The sequence below is a fragment of the Sphingopyxis sp. JAI108 genome, assembly GCF_013410105.1.
In the GTDB taxonomy this organism is placed as follows: Bacteria; Pseudomonadota; Alphaproteobacteria; order Sphingomonadales; family Sphingomonadaceae; genus Sphingopyxis; species Sphingopyxis chilensis.
On record NZ_JACCCJ010000003.1, the window covers coordinates 188,797 to 204,062 of the forward strand.

17 protein-coding genes and 2 tRNA genes are annotated in these 15,266 nt (G+C 66.4%); 11 read left to right on the forward strand and 8 right to left on the reverse strand.

Annotation, left to right across the window (positions count from 1 at the left end):
* The first annotated feature begins 8 nt into the window (after positions 1-8).
* Entirely contained in the window at positions 9-494 is a 486-nt protein-coding gene (locus HDC29_RS15530) for an SRPBCC family protein (RefSeq protein ID WP_179499192.1), read from the forward strand.
* Positions 495-626: 132 nt separating this feature from the next.
* Here HDC29_RS15530 and HDC29_RS15535 read toward each other — a convergent pair whose 3' ends face one another.
* Positions 627-1,040, reverse strand: coding sequence for a holin family protein (locus HDC29_RS15535; protein WP_179499193.1), 414 nt, complete (start codon positions 1,038-1,040; stop codon positions 627-629).
* A gap of 64 nt (positions 1,041-1,104) precedes the next feature.
* Positions 1,105-1,674, reverse strand: a complete 570-nt coding sequence (locus HDC29_RS15540) for a glycoside hydrolase family 108 protein (protein WP_179499194.1) — start codon at positions 1,672-1,674, stop codon at positions 1,105-1,107.
* Between the two features lie 72 nt (positions 1,675-1,746).
* Between HDC29_RS15540 and HDC29_RS15545 the strand changes: the two genes are divergently transcribed.
* Positions 1,747-2,724 carry an NADPH:quinone oxidoreductase family protein gene (locus tag HDC29_RS15545; RefSeq protein ID WP_179499195.1) on the forward strand — a complete coding sequence of 326 codons (978 nt, stop codon included), beginning with the start codon at positions 1,747-1,749 and terminating at the stop codon, positions 2,722-2,724.
* A gap of 94 nt (positions 2,725-2,818) precedes the next feature.
* Positions 2,819-3,133: an EF-hand domain-containing protein gene (locus tag HDC29_RS15550; RefSeq protein WP_179499196.1), complete on the forward strand. Its 315-nt coding sequence runs from the start codon at positions 2,819-2,821 to the stop codon at positions 3,131-3,133.
* A gap of 50 nt (positions 3,134-3,183) precedes the next feature.
* Here HDC29_RS15550 and HDC29_RS15555 read toward each other — a convergent pair whose 3' ends face one another.
* Both HDC29_RS15555 and HDC29_RS15560 read right to left on the reverse strand, forming a co-directional pair.
* Positions 3,184-3,927 (reverse strand): sulfite exporter TauE/SafE family protein, encoded by a 744-nt coding sequence (locus HDC29_RS15555; protein WP_179499197.1) that lies wholly within the window; start codon positions 3,925-3,927, stop codon positions 3,184-3,186.
* Positions 3,928-4,046: 119 nt separating this feature from the next.
* A tRNA-Pro gene (locus HDC29_RS15560) sits at positions 4,047-4,123 on the reverse strand.
* A 278-nt stretch (positions 4,124-4,401) separates the two neighbouring features.
* Between HDC29_RS15560 and yajC the strand changes: the two genes are divergently transcribed.
* From yajC to secF, 3 genes are read left to right on the forward strand one after another with little or no spacing between them, the layout of a single operon-like run.
* The gene (gene yajC / locus HDC29_RS15565; protein WP_052182143.1) at positions 4,402-4,731 is read left to right on the forward strand and encodes a preprotein translocase subunit YajC; all 330 of its coding nucleotides are present in this window, start codon (positions 4,402-4,404) and stop codon (positions 4,729-4,731) included.
* Between the two features lie 56 nt (positions 4,732-4,787).
* Positions 4,788-6,401 carry a protein translocase subunit SecD gene (secD, locus tag HDC29_RS15570; RefSeq protein ID WP_179499198.1) on the forward strand — a complete coding sequence of 538 codons (1,614 nt, stop codon included), beginning with the start codon at positions 4,788-4,790 and terminating at the stop codon, positions 6,399-6,401.
* Between the two features lie 15 nt (positions 6,402-6,416).
* Positions 6,417-7,397 carry a protein translocase subunit SecF gene (gene secF, locus HDC29_RS15575; RefSeq protein WP_179499199.1) on the forward strand — a complete coding sequence of 327 codons (981 nt, stop codon included), beginning with the start codon at positions 6,417-6,419 and terminating at the stop codon, positions 7,395-7,397.
* A gap of 60 nt (positions 7,398-7,457) precedes the next feature.
* On the opposite strand, the gene HDC29_RS15580 is transcribed toward secF, so the two are convergent.
* Positions 7,458-8,624 (reverse strand): glycosyltransferase, encoded by a 1,167-nt coding sequence (locus HDC29_RS15580; protein WP_179499200.1) that lies wholly within the window; start codon positions 8,622-8,624, stop codon positions 7,458-7,460.
* A gap of 116 nt (positions 8,625-8,740) precedes the next feature.
* A complete protein-coding gene (locus HDC29_RS15585) occupies positions 8,741-9,301 on the reverse strand; it encodes a helix-turn-helix domain-containing protein (protein ID WP_179499201.1) in 561 nt (186 codons plus the stop codon).
* Between the two features lie 88 nt (positions 9,302-9,389).
* Between HDC29_RS15585 and HDC29_RS15590 the strand changes: the two genes are divergently transcribed.
* Positions 9,390-9,872, forward strand: a complete 483-nt coding sequence (locus HDC29_RS15590) for a DUF6456 domain-containing protein (RefSeq protein ID WP_179499202.1) — start codon at positions 9,390-9,392, stop codon at positions 9,870-9,872.
* Positions 9,873-9,977: 105 nt separating this feature from the next.
* Here HDC29_RS15590 and HDC29_RS15595 read toward each other — a convergent pair whose 3' ends face one another.
* On the reverse strand, positions 9,978-11,753 hold the full coding sequence (locus HDC29_RS15595; protein WP_179499203.1) for an ABC-F family ATP-binding cassette domain-containing protein: 1,776 nt from the start codon (positions 11,751-11,753) through the stop codon (positions 9,978-9,980).
* A 134-nt stretch (positions 11,754-11,887) separates the two neighbouring features.
* Between HDC29_RS15595 and HDC29_RS15600 the strand changes: the two genes are divergently transcribed.
* On the forward strand, positions 11,888-12,631 hold the full coding sequence (locus HDC29_RS15600) for an SIMPL domain-containing protein (RefSeq protein WP_179499204.1): 744 nt from the start codon (positions 11,888-11,890) through the stop codon (positions 12,629-12,631).
* A gap of 75 nt (positions 12,632-12,706) precedes the next feature.
* Here the strand turns inward: HDC29_RS15600 and HDC29_RS15605 are convergent, their stop codons facing one another.
* Complete coding sequence (locus HDC29_RS15605; protein WP_179499205.1) at positions 12,707-13,387, reverse strand: 2OG-Fe(II) oxygenase; 681 nt, start codon at positions 13,385-13,387, stop codon at positions 12,707-12,709.
* Positions 13,388-13,490: 103 nt separating this feature from the next.
* On the opposite strand from HDC29_RS15605, the gene HDC29_RS15610 reads away from it, so the two are divergent.
* The 3 genes from HDC29_RS15610 (at position 13,491) to HDC29_RS15620 (ending at position 15,244) form a co-directional block, all read left to right on the forward strand.
* A tRNA-His gene (locus HDC29_RS15610) sits at positions 13,491-13,567 on the forward strand.
* A gap of 97 nt (positions 13,568-13,664) precedes the next feature.
* Complete coding sequence (locus tag HDC29_RS15615; protein ID WP_179499206.1) at positions 13,665-14,717, forward strand: Glu/Leu/Phe/Val dehydrogenase; 1,053 nt, start codon at positions 13,665-13,667, stop codon at positions 14,715-14,717.
* Between the two features lie 173 nt (positions 14,718-14,890).
* Positions 14,891-15,244: a YbaN family protein gene (locus tag HDC29_RS15620; protein ID WP_179499207.1), complete on the forward strand. Its 354-nt coding sequence runs from the start codon at positions 14,891-14,893 to the stop codon at positions 15,242-15,244.
* The last annotated feature ends 22 nt before the right edge of the window (positions 15,245-15,266 follow it).

Genomic DNA, 15,266 nt, shown 5'->3' on the forward strand with positions numbered 1-15,266 from the left:
CGGCCGACTTGAAACCGACCAAGAAGACGCGGCGCACCGATCATGCCGAACGGCTGATCGCGGCGCCGCTGGTCGATGTCTTCGCGGCGTTCACGAGCGCGGCGAAGCTCGCGCGATGGTTGCCGCCCGAGGGGGCGACGGGGACGTTCGAGCATGTCGACCTGCGCGCGGGCGGCGGCTTTTTGATGCGGCTGACCTTCGACGATGCCGATGTCGAGACCAAGAGCGACGACGATAGCGATGTCGTGGAAGTCTATATTCCGACGCTCGACGACGGGCGGCTGGTGGTGTGGCAGGTCGAATTCGAATCCGACGACCCGCGCTTTTCGGGGACGATGGAGATGCACTGGTATCTGTCACGGCAGAGCGGCGGGACGTTGGTGACGATCGACGCGCATCACGTGCCTCCGGGGATTTCGGCGAAGGATCATGAAGCGGGGCTCAATAGCTCGCTCGCGAATTTGGCGGCGGTGGTGGAGGAAACCCACCTTTGAATCCGTTGCCCTGAGCCTGTCGAAGCCTGTCCTGAGCGACTGACAAGTCAGTCGAAGGGGGCTGTTCTTTCTCCTGCGATGTTCCGAAGAAGAACGGTGCTTCGACAAGCTCAGCACGAACGGATGTGGGTGTTAGCTTTCGAGCCCCTTCGCTTTCCCCCAGGCTCTGGCAGCGGTATACCCCAGATAGCCCGTGCCGAAGAGCGCGTAGAGCGGCTCCGGGATTCCGGCGAGATAGGCGTTCATGCCGTCGGCGATGCCCTTCGCCATCTCGGGCCGCGCGGCGGCGATCAGCCCCATCGGGATCGCCCAGAGCAAGAGCGCGTACATGACATAGAGGAAGCTCGGCCGCGCGCGGCTGGTCCACGGGTCGGCGCTGTTCGCCTCGGCGACGATCGCGGTCATCCGGGTGCGGATCGCTTCCATTTCCTGGCTTCCTTCCATTTTCAGCAGTTCGAGCTTGGCGCGGTCGCGCGCCTCGGGGTCGGGGATGATCTTGTCGATCAGCTTGGCGATGGGGCCGATCAGGCCTTCGATGATGCTCATACTCGCATGTCCTTTTGCTGGAAGTTGTCAAAGTTCACGATACGTCCCGGTACAATGATACCCGTCACCCCTCTCCGACGCGGTTTGCGAGCCAGCCGTAGAGAAAGGCCTCCTGGCTCGGGCGGCGTTCGGCGAGCGCGATGTAGCGTTCGCCCTGCAACGCCTCCATCGCGCGGAGGAGGACGGTTTCACCGCTCTTGCCGCGCGCTTTCAGAAAGCCGTCGAGCGCCGACAGCGTGCGCGGGCCGATGTCGCGGTCGACCGCGATGTCGGGATAGTCGCGCGCGGCGCGGTTGAGCGCGTTGAGCGCGCGTTGGAGAAAACCCGCCGCGGCGCCCGTGCCCATGTTGACGCCGGTGTCGAACAGTTCGGCGGCGATCTGCGGCGCGCGCAGCGCGACCCGGTCGAAACCGGGGCGCAGCCAATAGAGGCGGCGATAGATCGATGCCGCCTCGGCGCGCGGCAGGTCGCGCATGCTGCCCGCATAGCCTTCGGCCCGTGCGACGGCCTGGGTGATCCCCCAGCAAGTGGGGCCGCCGCGGTCGGCGGGGTGGTTTACATATCGGCCTTCGCGGTCGATGACGGCGTCGATCAACGCGTCGGCGTCGCTGGCGAGTGGGTCGGGTCGTGGCATGATTCGCTCCTTTTGGTTGGTTGAACGGTTAAAACGAACCATATTGGAATATTGTAGGAAAGGCTTTTCGCGATGCGGGCGTTGCAGGTGCGTGAATTGCGCCCCGATCATGGCGGTGCGGGGCTGGCCGATCTGCCGGTGCCGGTCCCGGGTCCCGGCGAAGTGCGCGTGCGCGTGCGTGCGGCGGGGGTGAATTTCCCCGACCTTCTGATGACGTCCGGCGGCTATCAGCTGAAACCGGGGCTTCCTTTCGTGTCGGGGCTGGAGTTCGCCGGAGAGGTCGACGCGGTGGGTGAGGGGGTGGCGGGCTGGACGGCGGGCGACAAGGTCGTCGGCGGGAATCGCTTCGGCGCGATGGCGGAATATGCCGTCGTTCCTGCGAGCGCGCTGCGAGCGAAACCTGGCGGCCTGGACTGGGACGAGGCCGCCGCCTATCCGGTCGCCTATCTGACCGCCCATGTCGCGCTCGTCCGCTGTGCGCGAATCGAACCCGGCGAGTGGCTGCTCGTCCACGGCGCGGCGGGCGGCGTCGGGCTGGCGACGGTCGATCTGGCAAAGGCGCTCGGCGCGCGCGTGATCGCGGCGGCGGGCAGCGCCGAAAAGCGCGATGCGATCGCGCGGCTCTATGCGCCCGACGCGGTGATTGCGGCCGAGCCGGGCTTTCGCGAGGCGGTGAAGACGCTGACCGGCGGCAAGGGCGCCGATGTGATCTTCGATCCCGTCGGCGGCGATATATTCGACGAATCGACACGCTGTATCGGTTTCGGCGGACGCCTGCTCGTCGTCGGCTTTGCTTCGGGCCGGATACCCGAGGTGTCGGTGAACATGCCGCTGATCAAGGGATTCTCGGTCGTCGGGGTGCGCGCGGGCGAATATGGCCGCCGCTTTCCCGAACGAGGCGCGGAGAATGTCGACGCGATCGATGCGCTGGCCGCCGCGGGCAGGATCCGGCCGCACGTCCATGCCTCGCTCGACCTTGCCGACTGGCGCGAAGGCTTTGCGATGCTCGAGCGCCGCGAGGTGGTGGGGAAGGTCGTGCTGCGGCCGTGACGCCTCTTATATTGGGATAATTTTGCGACATCGTGCCGCCATGCCCGCGCCGGGGTGCCCGGCGAGTTCGCCGAACCATCTGAGAGGATATGACTTGAAGACAGCTATTTTGATTGCCGCCTCGGTCGCGCTTTCGCTGCCGACGCTTGCAGCAGCGCAACAGCCGAAGGACGGCGGACGGATGTTCGCGATGGTCGACGCCAATGGCGACGGCAAGCTCGACAGGGCCGAAGTCACCAGCATGATGGAAAAGCGCGCCGAGCGACGCGGCGACGCGAGCCTGAAGAGCCCGGAAAAGATCGACGCCTTCATCAAGCGCGCCGATGCCAACGGTGACGGCGCGGTGGACAAGGCCGAACTGGCGGCGATGCGCAAGGCGCGCGCCGCACCGCCGGCGCCGGCTGAGTAACCGGGGACGCGGCCGGGCTGGACGGGCCCGGCCGCGGATTCGTGGCGCGTTCAGCCGGCGGCGATCCGGATCGCCTGGACAAGGAAGGTCGCGCCGATGATCGTGACGAGCCAGCGGCGGCTCGCGCGGAAATGCGCCTCGCTGATGCGGTCGAGGATCGCGGCGCCGACCATGATGCCCGCCATCGACGCGAGCACCGCGATCACGGTGACGCTCAGAGGGACGATATCGCGCGCCTGGGCGCCGAGCAGCAGCGCGCCGTAGACGAAAATTTTCGACGCGTGGCCGATCGCCTGCATCACCGCCTTGGTTGCCACAACCTGATGCCGGTTCAGCTTGCTATGGATGAAGAGCAGGTCGGTCACCGGGCCCGAAACACCCGAAACGAGCGCAAGACCGGTCGAGACGAAGCCGCCGCCGATCGCGTGCCAGCGATTGGTCGCGTCGAGCGCCAGCCAGCGTTCGGGCAGCCAGACGAGGATCGGCAGCAGGCCGAGGCCAAGGAAGACGTAGAATTTGGTCGGGGTGAGGACCAGCAGCGAGAAGAAGCCGATCGCCGCCGCTGCGCCGATCCCGAACCATGCGAGGACGGGCCAGGCGACGTGTGCGCGGTGCCATGTGGCGCGCCAGACATTCGACGCGAACTGGATGACGCCATGGAGCGCGAGCGCGGTGGTCGCGGGCAGCATCCATGCGAGCACCCCCATGAACAGGAGCCCGCCCGCCATGCCGAAAATGCCCGAAAGGATGGAAGTAAGGAATGCGGCGGCAACGATCAAAAGGCCTGCCTGCATATCCTTGCGCTTTCCGTTGGTGCGCGGCACCGCGCGTCGATGGCATTGCGGCGCAGCGCGGCGCCGGGGCCCCTTGGCGCGCAATCCTGTCAGGATGCTGTCGGATTGTCAGGTAATTTTGGTCGGGACGAGAGGATTCGAACCTCCGACCCCCACACCCCCAGTGTGATGCGCTACCAGGCTGCGCTACGTCCCGACCGGCCCGATTGGGCAGGCGAGGCCCCTAGCGCGCCTTGGCGGGGGATGCAAGGCTCTCCTGAGCAAAGTCGAAGCAGGGGGATGGTTGCTTTACGGCCGATTGACGCCGCGGGCTTGATCTTGCGGTCCGGAACCCCATTTCGGCCGCGCTTGCCATGGGGGAGGGGCGCGCACGACCGGTTGCGCGCACGGCCCCTGCATGATAGGCGCCGCGCCATATTTGCGCGCTCGCTCCGGAGGGGATCGGGCGCTGCCTGTAACGAAAGTTCTTCATCCATGTCGACGCAATTGCTTCTGACCCAGGCGGCCGGATCGGGCGGCGGGGCTGCCGGTTTCCTGATGCTGGTCCCCTATCTGCTGATCTTCGCGGTGTTCTGGTTCTTCCTGATCCGCCCGCAGCAGGTGCGCGCGAAGGAACATCGCGCCAAGGTCGCGGCGGTGAAGCCGCGAGATCAGGTGGTGACCGGCGGCGGCATCGTCGGCAAGATCACGCGCGTCGACGATGATTTCGTCGATGTCGAAATCGCACAGGGCGTCAAGATCAAGGTCGTGAAGTCGACCCTCGCCGACGTTCTGCAGCCCGGTGGCAAGCCCGCCAACGACTGACGCGGCGGGGCCGGCTCTCTCTGCGGCCTCCGCTCTTGCTATCGGATTTCTAGACCATGCTCGATTTCCCGCGCTGGAAGACCATCGGCATCAGCATCATCCTGCTGCTCGGTATTCTCTTCTCTATTCCCAGTTTCCTGCCCACCAAGACGTTCGAGAGCCTGCCGGGCTTTGCGCAGGCGAAGGTCAATCTGGGGCTGGACCTGGCCGGCGGCAGCCACTTGCTGCTCGAGGCCGACATCGCCGACCTGCGCAAGACGCAGCTCACCAACATGGAAAAGACGGTGCGCACCGCGATGCGCGGCGACAGCGGTCCCGACGACGATATCGCGATCGGCGAACTGTCGACGGCGGGCGGCAAGATCAGCTTCCTCGTCCGCGATCAGGCGCAGCTCGACGAAGCGCGCGAGCGACTGTTCAGCGAGACGCAGGGCGCGGGGCTGACCGGGCAGCGCGACTGGAACATCAATGTCGTCGATTCGCAGCGGATCGTGATGACCCCGACGAGCGCCGGACAGTCGCAGGCGGTCGCGAACGCGATGGATACCGCGCGCGACATCATCGACAAGCGCGTCAATGCCCTCGGTACGCGCGAACCGACGATCATCCGCGAAGGCGACGACCGCGTCGTCGTGCAGGTTCCGGGGCTTCAGGACCCCGCCGCGCTCAAGGAATTGATCGGCAAGACCGCGCGGCTCGAATTCCGCATGGTCGACACCAACGCCGACCCGGCCGAAGCCGCCGCGGGCCGCGTGCCGGTGGGCAGCGAGATCGTCCCCTATGCCGAGGGCGAGGGCAATGGCGCGGCTTTCGAAGTGCTCCGCCGCCAGGTGATGATCAGCGGCGAACAGCTGATCAACGCGCAGCAAAGCTATGACCCGCAGAGCAATCAGCCGGTCGTGTCGATCCGCTTCGATTCGGGCGGGTCGAGCACCTTTGCCAAGGTGACCGCGCAGAATGTCGGCAAACGATTCGCCATGGTGCTCGACGGCAAGGTGCTGTCGGCGCCGTCGATCAACGAGCCGATCCTGGGCGGCAGCGCGCAGATTTCGGGCAGCTTCAGCGTCGCGAGCGCCAATGCGCTGGCGATCTCGCTGCGTTCGGGCGCTTTGCCGGTGAAGATGACCGTGGTCGAGGAGCGCACCGTTTCGCCCGAACTCGGTCAGGATTCGATCGAAAAGGGCGTGCTGGCGGGGATCATCGCGACGGTCTCCGTGCTGACGCTGATGCTCGTCGTTTATGGCCGTTTCGGCGTCTATGCGAACCTTGCGCTGATCTTCAACGTCTTCCTGATCATCGCGATCATGGCCGCGTTCAACGCGACGCTGACCCTTCCCGGTATCGCCGGCTTCGTGCTCACCGTCGGCGCCGCGGTCGACGCGAACGTGCTGATCAACGAGCGCATTCGCGAAGAACTGAAACGCGGGCGGCGGCCGTTCCAGGCGGTCGAGCTCGGCTATACCGAGGCAAGCCGCGCGATTTTCGACGCGAACGTCACCAATGTCATCGCCGCGGGGCTGATGTTCTGGTTCGGTTCGGGCCCGATCAAGGGCTTTGCGGTGGTGCTGACCATCGGCATCGTCACCAGCGTCTTCACCGCCGTCACCGTCACGCGCATGTTCGTCGCCCACTGGCTGCGAACCAATCGCCCGACGACGATCAATATCTAAAGGAGGGACCGAAAGATGCGCCTGCTCAAACTCGTCCCCGACGACACCAATTATGATTTCCTGAAGTGGCGCAAGCTCGCCTCTTTCATGAGCTTTTTCCTGGTCGTGATTTCGATCGCGCTGGTCGCGGTAAAGGGGCTGAACCTCGGCATCGACTTCGTCGGCGGCCAGTCGGTTCGCGTCGAATTCACCCAAGCGATGCCGCCGATCGAGGATATCCGCGAAGCCGTGGGCGAGATCGGCGTCGGCGAGGCGACGATCCAGCAATTCGGGTCGGACAGCGCGGTGTCGATCCGCACCGCGCTTCCCGATGGCGACAAGGCCGCCGCCGAGCGTGCGGGGCAGCAGCTTGTGGCGGGCATCAAAAAGGCTTTTCCGACTGCGAAGACCGGATCGGTCGAAACCGTGTCGGGCAAAGTGTCCGAAGAGCTGCTGCGCACCGGCGCGATCAGCCTCGCGCTCGCGATGCTCGGCATCTCGATCTATATCTGGATCCGCTTCGAATGGCAGTTCGGCGTCGGCGCGCTCGGCCGCCTGTTCCACGAAGTCGCGCTGACCTTCGGCTTTTTCGCGGTGACGCAGATCCAGTTCGACCTCAACAGCGTCGCGGCGCTGCTGACGATTGTCGGTTATTCGCTCAACGACACGATCGTGGTTTATGACCGCATTCGCGAGAATCTGAAAAAATATCGCAAGATGGACATTGTCCCGCTGCTCAACCTCAGCATCAACGAGACGCTGGCGCGGACCGTGATGACCAGCGTGTCGATCCTGCTCGCGCTCGGCGTGCTGCTGGTGATGGGCCCCGACGTCATTTTCGGCTTTACCGCCGCGATGCTGTTCGGCGTGTTCGTCGGCACCTATTCGTCGATCCTGATGTCGACCCCGGTTCTCGTGTGGCTGAAGGTCGGCCCGCACAGTTTCGTGCCGCGCGTCTCGGCCGCGACCGAGGGCGGCGAACGGGTCGAGCGCAAGGACGACGGCGCGGTCGTCTGAGGCCCGATATCGGAAAAACCGGCGCCGGTCCGCTGTTCGAGCGGGCCGGCGTTGTCGTATCTAGCGCCCCGCGCAGCGCCGCAGATGGTCGGCGAGTTCGCGGCCGTTGCGATCCCAGTCGAAGCGTCCGCCGAGGCTGGCCGCCACGCCGGACGGCGCGGGAGGATCCGCGATTACGGCTCGCACCGCGTCGGCGATCGCTTCGGGCGTGCGGGCGACGATGCGGCCCGCTACGGGCGAGGTGACGAGTTCGGCGGCACCGCCCGCGTCGCTGATCACGATCGGCGTGCCGCAGGCGAGCGCCTCGACCCACGCATTGGCGAGGCCTTCGCTGACCGAAGGCATAACGACGACGTCGGCCGCGCGATAGAGTTGCGGCAGGTCGACGTTAGCGACGGAGCCCAGAAAATGGACGCGGGGTTCGACGCCGAGGTCGCGTGCGCGCACGCGGTAGCGGGCTTCCTCTTCGCCGGCCCCGGCGATCCAGTAATGGACGCCCGGCAGCGCGGGCAGGGCGTCGATCACCAGCGCCTGTCCCTTGCGCGCGATGAGCGCGCCGACCGTCAGGATCGCGGGGGCGCCCCCCATGCCGAGCGCGGCGCGCGCCGCAGCGCGGTCGCCGGGGTGAAAGCGTGCGGTGTCGATCCCCGTATAATGGACGGCGACCTTGGCCGGATCGACGCCGATGGCGGCCATATCGCAGCGCATCGCGTCGGAGACGGCAAGCAGGCCCGCGGCTTTCGCGCCGGCTTCGATCACTTGCGATCGTGTCGCGGGATCATGGCCGAAATGGCTGATGTCGGCGCCGCGGGCCTTGACCGAAAAGGGGAGGCCGAGGGCATCGGCGACGCGCATCGCGGCGGGGCCGTCGGGGTAGAAGAATTGGGCGTCGACGACGTCGAATGGGCGGTTTTGCACGGCAGCGAGGACCGCGCGCGCGACCGCTGCCGGGTTGAAGCGCGCGCCGTAGCGCGGGATCAAGGTGAAGCGCGGGCGCAGGACGGTGAGGCCGTTCCGTTGCTCGGCCGGCGGCAGATCGCGAAGCGCGCGGTAGCGCCGGTGAAGCGACAGCGGAAAGGGGGGCAGGCCGACCGGGGCGACGATCGTGAGGTCGATCCCGGGCTCTGCGGCGAGCGCGCGAAGGCTCTTCTCGACGAACAGGCCGAAGTTGGGGCGCGCGGCGTCGGGGAAGAGGGTTGCGATGCTGAGGACGCGGAGGGGGGGCATCCGATCAACCCCGGGCGTCATTGCGAGCGAAGCGAAGCAATCCAGGGTTTGCGTTAACCGCCCTGGATTGCTTCGCTTCGCTCGCAATGACGAATCCCGTCATGTGGGTCATGGGTTTACAGCGACCGGAGCAGGCGGACGGCGACCGCGGCCCAAGGCGGGTTGCTGACGACCTGCTGGCGCTGGCCGGTGCCGAGCGGGAGCAGGTGGAGCTTTTCGCCGTCGACGTTGAGCAGGCGCGCAAAGAAGAAGCGGCCGGCGGGACGGGGGACGAGCAGATCGCGGTTGAGCGCGCTGGCCCAGTCGCCCTCGATCCGGCGACACCAGATTTCATCACCCGCGCGATAGTCGCCGATCGACGATGTGACGCGCACCGCGACCATATCCTCGCCCGGACGCGCGGTGAGCGCCTGTTCGATGCGTGTCGGCGCCTGCGCGCCCTCGGCACCGAGCAGCGCGGTGATCGTGAGCTGCGTGTCCTGCGGCAGCTGGACGAGTTCGGCGGCATCGACGCCGAGCGCGGCGGCGATGCGGTTCATCCAGCCGAGCGACAGCGTGCGCGTGCCGGTTTCGAGCCGGCCGATCGTCTGCGCGGTGGTCGGCGGAACGCAGCGCTGGCCGACTTCCTCGAGCGTCAGGCCCTTGGCACGGCGGACGGAACGAATGCTGTTGATCATATGGCCGACCCTTGAATAACCAAATCGGTTTCTTCTTTCCTACAAAATAATCCAGTGTCAAGCGCGGCGTGCAGCAAAGGAGAATCGCATGACCGCACGCCGCCTCGAAACGCGCATCCACCCCGACGACCGGATCGATCCCGGCAAGACGGGGCCGCAGGCGATGCGGCATGTGACGGTGAATGTCGGCGAAAGCCCGATCGGCTGGCTGGCGTCACGCGGGATGCTTACCCCCGCGCAACTGGGCGCGGGCGAGCGGTTGCGCGCCGATTACGAGCGCGCGGGCCTGTCGTCGCGCGTGACGATGCGCTGGGACGCCGCCCCGCCGGGAAAGAGCCGGGGCGGGGCGCGCGCGTCCGACGCGTCGCTCGCGCGGATCGACGCGCACCGGCGCTTTCACGCGGCGCTCGATGCGGTGGGGCCGGGGCTGGCCGATATTTGCTGGCGCGTGATTTGCGCGGGGGAGGGGATTGGCGGCGCAGAGAAAGGGCTGGGGTGGCCCGCGCGGTCGGGCAAGCTGGTGCTGGGGCTGGCGCTCGACCGGCTGGCGCGCTTTTACGGGACGGGGTGATGAGAATGGCTGGTTTCGACCGGAAGTGGACATTCGTCTCTCTTCCCGCGTGCGGGAGAAGGTCAACGTCCGCTCCCCACCCCAAAGTAGACGCTAGGGGGGCGATTATCCCAGCGCTTCGACCTCTTCGGCCAGTTCCAGCCAGCGGTCTTCCGCCGCCGCCTTTTCCTCGCGCAGCGTTTCGAGTTTCGCCGTCAGTGCGCTAAATCGCGCGTTGTCGCGCGTGAAGAGGCTGCCGTCGGATAATTCGCTCTCGATCCCCGCCATTTCCTTTTCGATCGCCTCGATCCGGCTCGGCAGGAGGTCGTAGTCGCGCTGATCCTTGTAGCTCAATTTCTTGCGCGCGGTTGGCGGCGGCGGGGCTGCGGCGGTCGCGGCCTTGGCTTTGACGCTGTTCGGCTTGACCCGCTTCGCTTCCCAATCGGCGTAACCCCCGGCCACGATATCGACCTTGCCCGATCCGTCGAGGCCGAGCGTCACGGTGACGGTGCGGTCGAGGAAGTCGCGGTCGTGGCTGACGAGCAGCACGGTGCCGGCATAGTCGGCGATCACTTCCTGCAACAGGTCGAGCGTTTCGAGGTCGAGGTCGTTGGTCGGTTCGTCGAGCACGAGCAGGTTCGATTCGCGGGCGAATTCGCGCGCCAGCAACAGCCGCGATCGTTCGCCGCCCGACAGCGCGCCAACGCTCGCTTCCATGACGCCGGGGTCGAAGAGGAATTCCTTGAGATAGCCCTGGATATGCTTTTTGACGCCGCGCACCTCGACCCAGTCGCCGCCGTCGGCGAGGATGTCGCGGACGGTCTTGTCGGGCGACATCAGGCTGCGCTGCTGGTCGATGATGATGCCGTCGAGCGTCGGGGCGAGGGTGATGCTGCCCTCGTCGGGCTCGATCTCGCCGGTGAGCAGTTTGAGCAGGGTCGACTTGCCCGCGCCGTTCGCGCCGACGATGCCGATGCGGTCGCCGCGCTGAACGCGGAAATCGAAATTCTTGATGATCGTGCGGTCGCCGAAGCTTTTCGACACACCCTCGGCAACGATGACGGACTTCGAGCGGACGTCGTCGTTGGCAAGGCCGAGCTTGGCGACGCCGGGGCCCCCGATCATTGCGGCGCGGGTGGCGCGCATTTCCTTGAGCTTCTCGAGCCGCCCCTGATTGCGCTTGCGGCGCGCGGTGACGCCGCGTTCGAGCCAGTGCGCCTCGAGCCGCAGTTTGGAATCGAGGCGCTGCGCGGCGCGGGCTTCCTCGGCGGCGACGACGTCGCTCCATTCCTCGAAGCCGCCGAAGCCGATTTCCTTGCGGCGGATGCTGCCGCGGTCGAGCCACAAAGTCTGGCGCGTGAGGCGGGTGAGGAAGGTGCGGTCGTGGCTGATCGCGACGAAGGCGCCGGTGTAGCGCGCGAGCCAGGATTCGAGCCAGTCGATCGCGGCGAGGTCGAGGTGGTTGGTCGGTTCGTCGAGCAGCAGCACGTCGGGGTTTTGCGCGAGCGCGCGGGCCAGCGCGGCGCGGCGGCGCTCGCCGCCCGAGGCGCTGGCGGCGGTGCGGCTCATGTCGATGCCGAGCTGGTCGGCGATCGCGGCGACCTCATATTCCTCGGGCGCATTGGGCGCGGCAATCGCGAAATCCATCAGCGTCGCGAAGGGGCGGAAATCGGGTTCCTGTTCGAGCATCACGACATGCGTGCCGGGAACGATCACGCGCTTGCCCTTGTCGGGATCGATGCGGCCGGCGAGCAGTTTGAGCAAGGTCGTCTTGCCCGCGCCGTTGCGGCCGATCAGCGCCAGCCGGTCGCGTTCGCCGACATAGATGTCGAGGTCCTGGAACAGCCAGCCGCTGCCTTGGACGAGGCCGAGGCCTTCATAGGAGAGAATGGGAGCAGCCATGATGAACGGCGCGCTACTGCGGCGTTCAGCATCATGCAAGCGCCGTCCGCGCAAAGGCCGGAACGGGTCCATTCCGTCTGCGTTACGGGGTGGAGATCAGATACGGCCGGAACCTCGGTTCACAGGAGAATGAAATGACGAAGCAAATGCTCACCGCTATGGCAACCGGACTGGCGCTGATCGCCGCCACGCCCGCAATCGCGCAGCAAGGAGGTTCGACGGTGACGGCAGCAACGACCCAGGGCCCGATCCTGACCTTTTCGGTCAGCGAAGAAGTGCGCTCGCGCCCCGACCAGGCGACGGTCGGTGCCGGTGTCACCACAACCGCGCCGACCGCGGTCGAGGCGATGCGCGCCAATGCCGCCGCGATGGACAAGCTGATCGCCGCCGCCAAGGCGCGCGGGATCAAGGCCGAGGACATCCAGACAAGCGGCATCAACCTGTCGCCGCAATATGACTATAACAACCGCACCGACAGCCAGCCGCCGCGTTTCCTGGGCTATCAGGTCAGCAACACGGTGCGTGCGACCACGGGAAAGATCGACGATATCGGCCCGCTGCTCGACGCGCTCGTCGCCGCCGGCGGCACCAATATCGAAGGGCCGTGGTTCGGGATGAAGGACGCCGACGCGCAGCTGGTCGGCGCGCGCGGCGCGGCGATCAAATCGGCCGAGGCCAAGGCGCAGGATTATGCGCGGCTCGCCGGCTTTCGCGGGGTCGAGCTGGTCTCGATCAGCGAAGGCAGCTTTGGCGGGCCGCAGCCGCCGATGCCCTATGCGCGCGGGCTGATGGCAGCCGAGGCGAAGGCGACGCCGGTCGAGCCGGGGCAGGTCGCGAACACGCTGACGCTGAATTTCCAGTATCGGCTGGTGCGGTAATTCTAACGAGGGGTCGGTGCAAATCGACCCCTATTTCCGTTCGTGTCGCGACACGAACGGGTTTTGAGATGGCCGTTAGCCCATTTCCCCCTCCGCCCACGGCCACGGCCGTTCGCGGAACCATTTGGTGATGATATATTTGCGGCCCTTGCGCACCTTCATCCCGTGGTGGAGCGTGTCGGGGTTGGCGGTGCCGTCGGGGCGCACATTGTTCCACGCGAGCAGCTTGCCAACCTCGGGCTGGTGCATCTTGCCGGTGGCGAGGAAGCGCGTCGCGCCGCCCGCCGCCGGCTCGTTGAGATAGATCATCAGCGTCCAGCTTCGCTGGCCCGGGATCGCGCAATAGGTTTCCCAGTCGGCGCCGTGCGGGTCGAAATAGTCGGTGTGCGCCTTGAATTCCTGCCCGACGTCGTAACGCTGGCCCTGCATCGGCTCGCCATATTCGCGCGGGATGCCGGTGAGGTCGTGGAGCCGGTCGTTCACGCCGATCACCAGCGGGTCGCGGTGGTCGAGGTCGCAGGTCGTGCTGGTGCGAAACGCCTCGTCGCCGTTCGGGTCGGCGATCGTCGAAGGCCGCACGTCGCGGTCGATCTGCGCGATCAGCGCGGCGCAGGTTTCGGAGTCGAGGAAGCGTGACAGCATGAACTGTTGCAGCTTTGGCGTCGGCGCGCGGCGGATGCCGGGAACGGCGGCGAGCCGCTGCGCGGTGCGGTCGGCGCCCGATGTCGCCAAGTCGACGTGATCCTTGCCAGCCATGAGGCGGCTTTTAGTGGCTTGCGCGCGTGCGAACAATGCTTGACGAAGGGGGAGGGCGCGCCTATCGCCGCGCGCTGTCGCAGGCGGTTTCGCGCGGCGTGTGGCGACCATAGCTCAGTTGGTTAGAGCGCCGGTTTGTGGTACCGGAGGTCGCGGGTTCGAGCCCCGTTGGTCGCCCCATTACTTGATCGTTGCGCATATGCGGGATTTGGGGTGACTCTCCGCCCTTATTGGATTATTGCGTTTTGACGTAATTTTCTAATGCGAGGAGCCGCGCATGTCTGCTGTCTGGGATTTCGCCGATTTCGACGATCATGAACATGTCCACATGTTCCGCGATCGTGCCAGCGGGCTGACCGCGGTCATCGCCGTCCATTCGACGCACCTCGGGCCGGGCGCGGGCGGTGTGCGCTACTGGCATTATCCGCAGCGCGCCGCCGCAATCACCGACGCGCTGCGCCTGTCGCGCGGGATGAGCTATAAAAATGCGATGGCGGGGCTGCCGATGGGCGGCGGCAAGGGCGTGATCCTGGCCGACGAGGGCGCCGCGAAGACCCCCGAACTGCTCGCGGCGTTCGGCCGCGCGGTCGAGTCGCTGGGCGGCGCCTATGTGACCGCCGAGGACGTCGGGATCAACGACGCCGACATGGTCGAAATCGCCAAACATACGAAGCATGTCAGCGGACTGCCGGTGGTGAGCGGCGCGGATGCCGGCGGCGATCCGGGGCCGTTCACCGCGCTGGGCGTCTATCTGGGCATCAAGGCGGCGATCCGTGAGGGCCTGAACACCGACAGTGCGAAGGATGTCCGCATCGCGATCCAGGGCGTCGGCAGCGTCGGCGGCGGCGTCGCGCGGCGGCTCGCGGCCGAGGGCGCCAAGCTGACCCTCGCCGACGTCAATCTGGCGCGCGCGAAGGCGCTCGCCGAGGAACTGGGCGCCGATCTTGCCGATTCGGCGGCGATCATGGAGGTCGAGGCCGATGTGCTGAGCCCCAATGCGCTCGGCGCGATCCTGACCGAGGCGAGCATCGCAAAGCTGCGCGTGCCGATCGTTGCGGGCGGCGCGAACAACCAGCTGGCGACCGCGCTCGACGGCCAGCGCGTCCACGACCGCGGGATCGTCTTTGCGCCCGATTATGTGATCAACGCGGGCGGCATCATCAACGTCGCGCTCGAATATCTGGGACAGGGTAACCGCGAAGAAGTCGAAAGCCGCATCCACCAGATCCCCGGCCGCCTCGCCGAAATCTGGGCCGAGAGCAAGACGAGCGGCACCCCCGCGTCGGTCGTCGCCGACCGCATGGCGCAGAAGCTGATCGGGCGGGGTTAGCTCGAAGATCGGACTGGCCGCTGGGACGCGCTGGATTGCTTCGCTTCGCTCGCAATGACGGAGATTCGCAAAGTTTCGTCATTGCGAGGAGCGAAGCGACGAAGCAATCCAGAGCGGTCATGCGCTCGCGGCAGGGCTGGCGCGCTCCGCCAATTCCGCTAAGCCAGCACCCGATGAAACGGCATTTCTATCTGGTCGCAGGCTGGGCTTCGCTGGGTCTCGGCGCGATCGGCGCCTTCCTGCCGTTGCTGCCGACGGTACCGTTCGTCATCCTCGCGGCCTTTTGTTTTGCGCGTTCGTCGCCGCGGCTTGAAAACTGGCTGCTGAACCACCCGCATTTCGGACATCATATCGTCGCGTGGCGCGAGAAGGGCGCGATCAGCCGCAAGGGCAAGATCGCCGCCACCGCCGCGTTCGCTGTCAGCATCGTCCTTGCCGCGATCCTGTCGCCCTGGCCGTGGGTGATGCTGCCGGTGGTGGCCGCCGTCGTGACGGGAAGCTGGATCTGGACGCGGCCCGAGGGGTGACTTTGCTGCGCGCCGCTGTGAC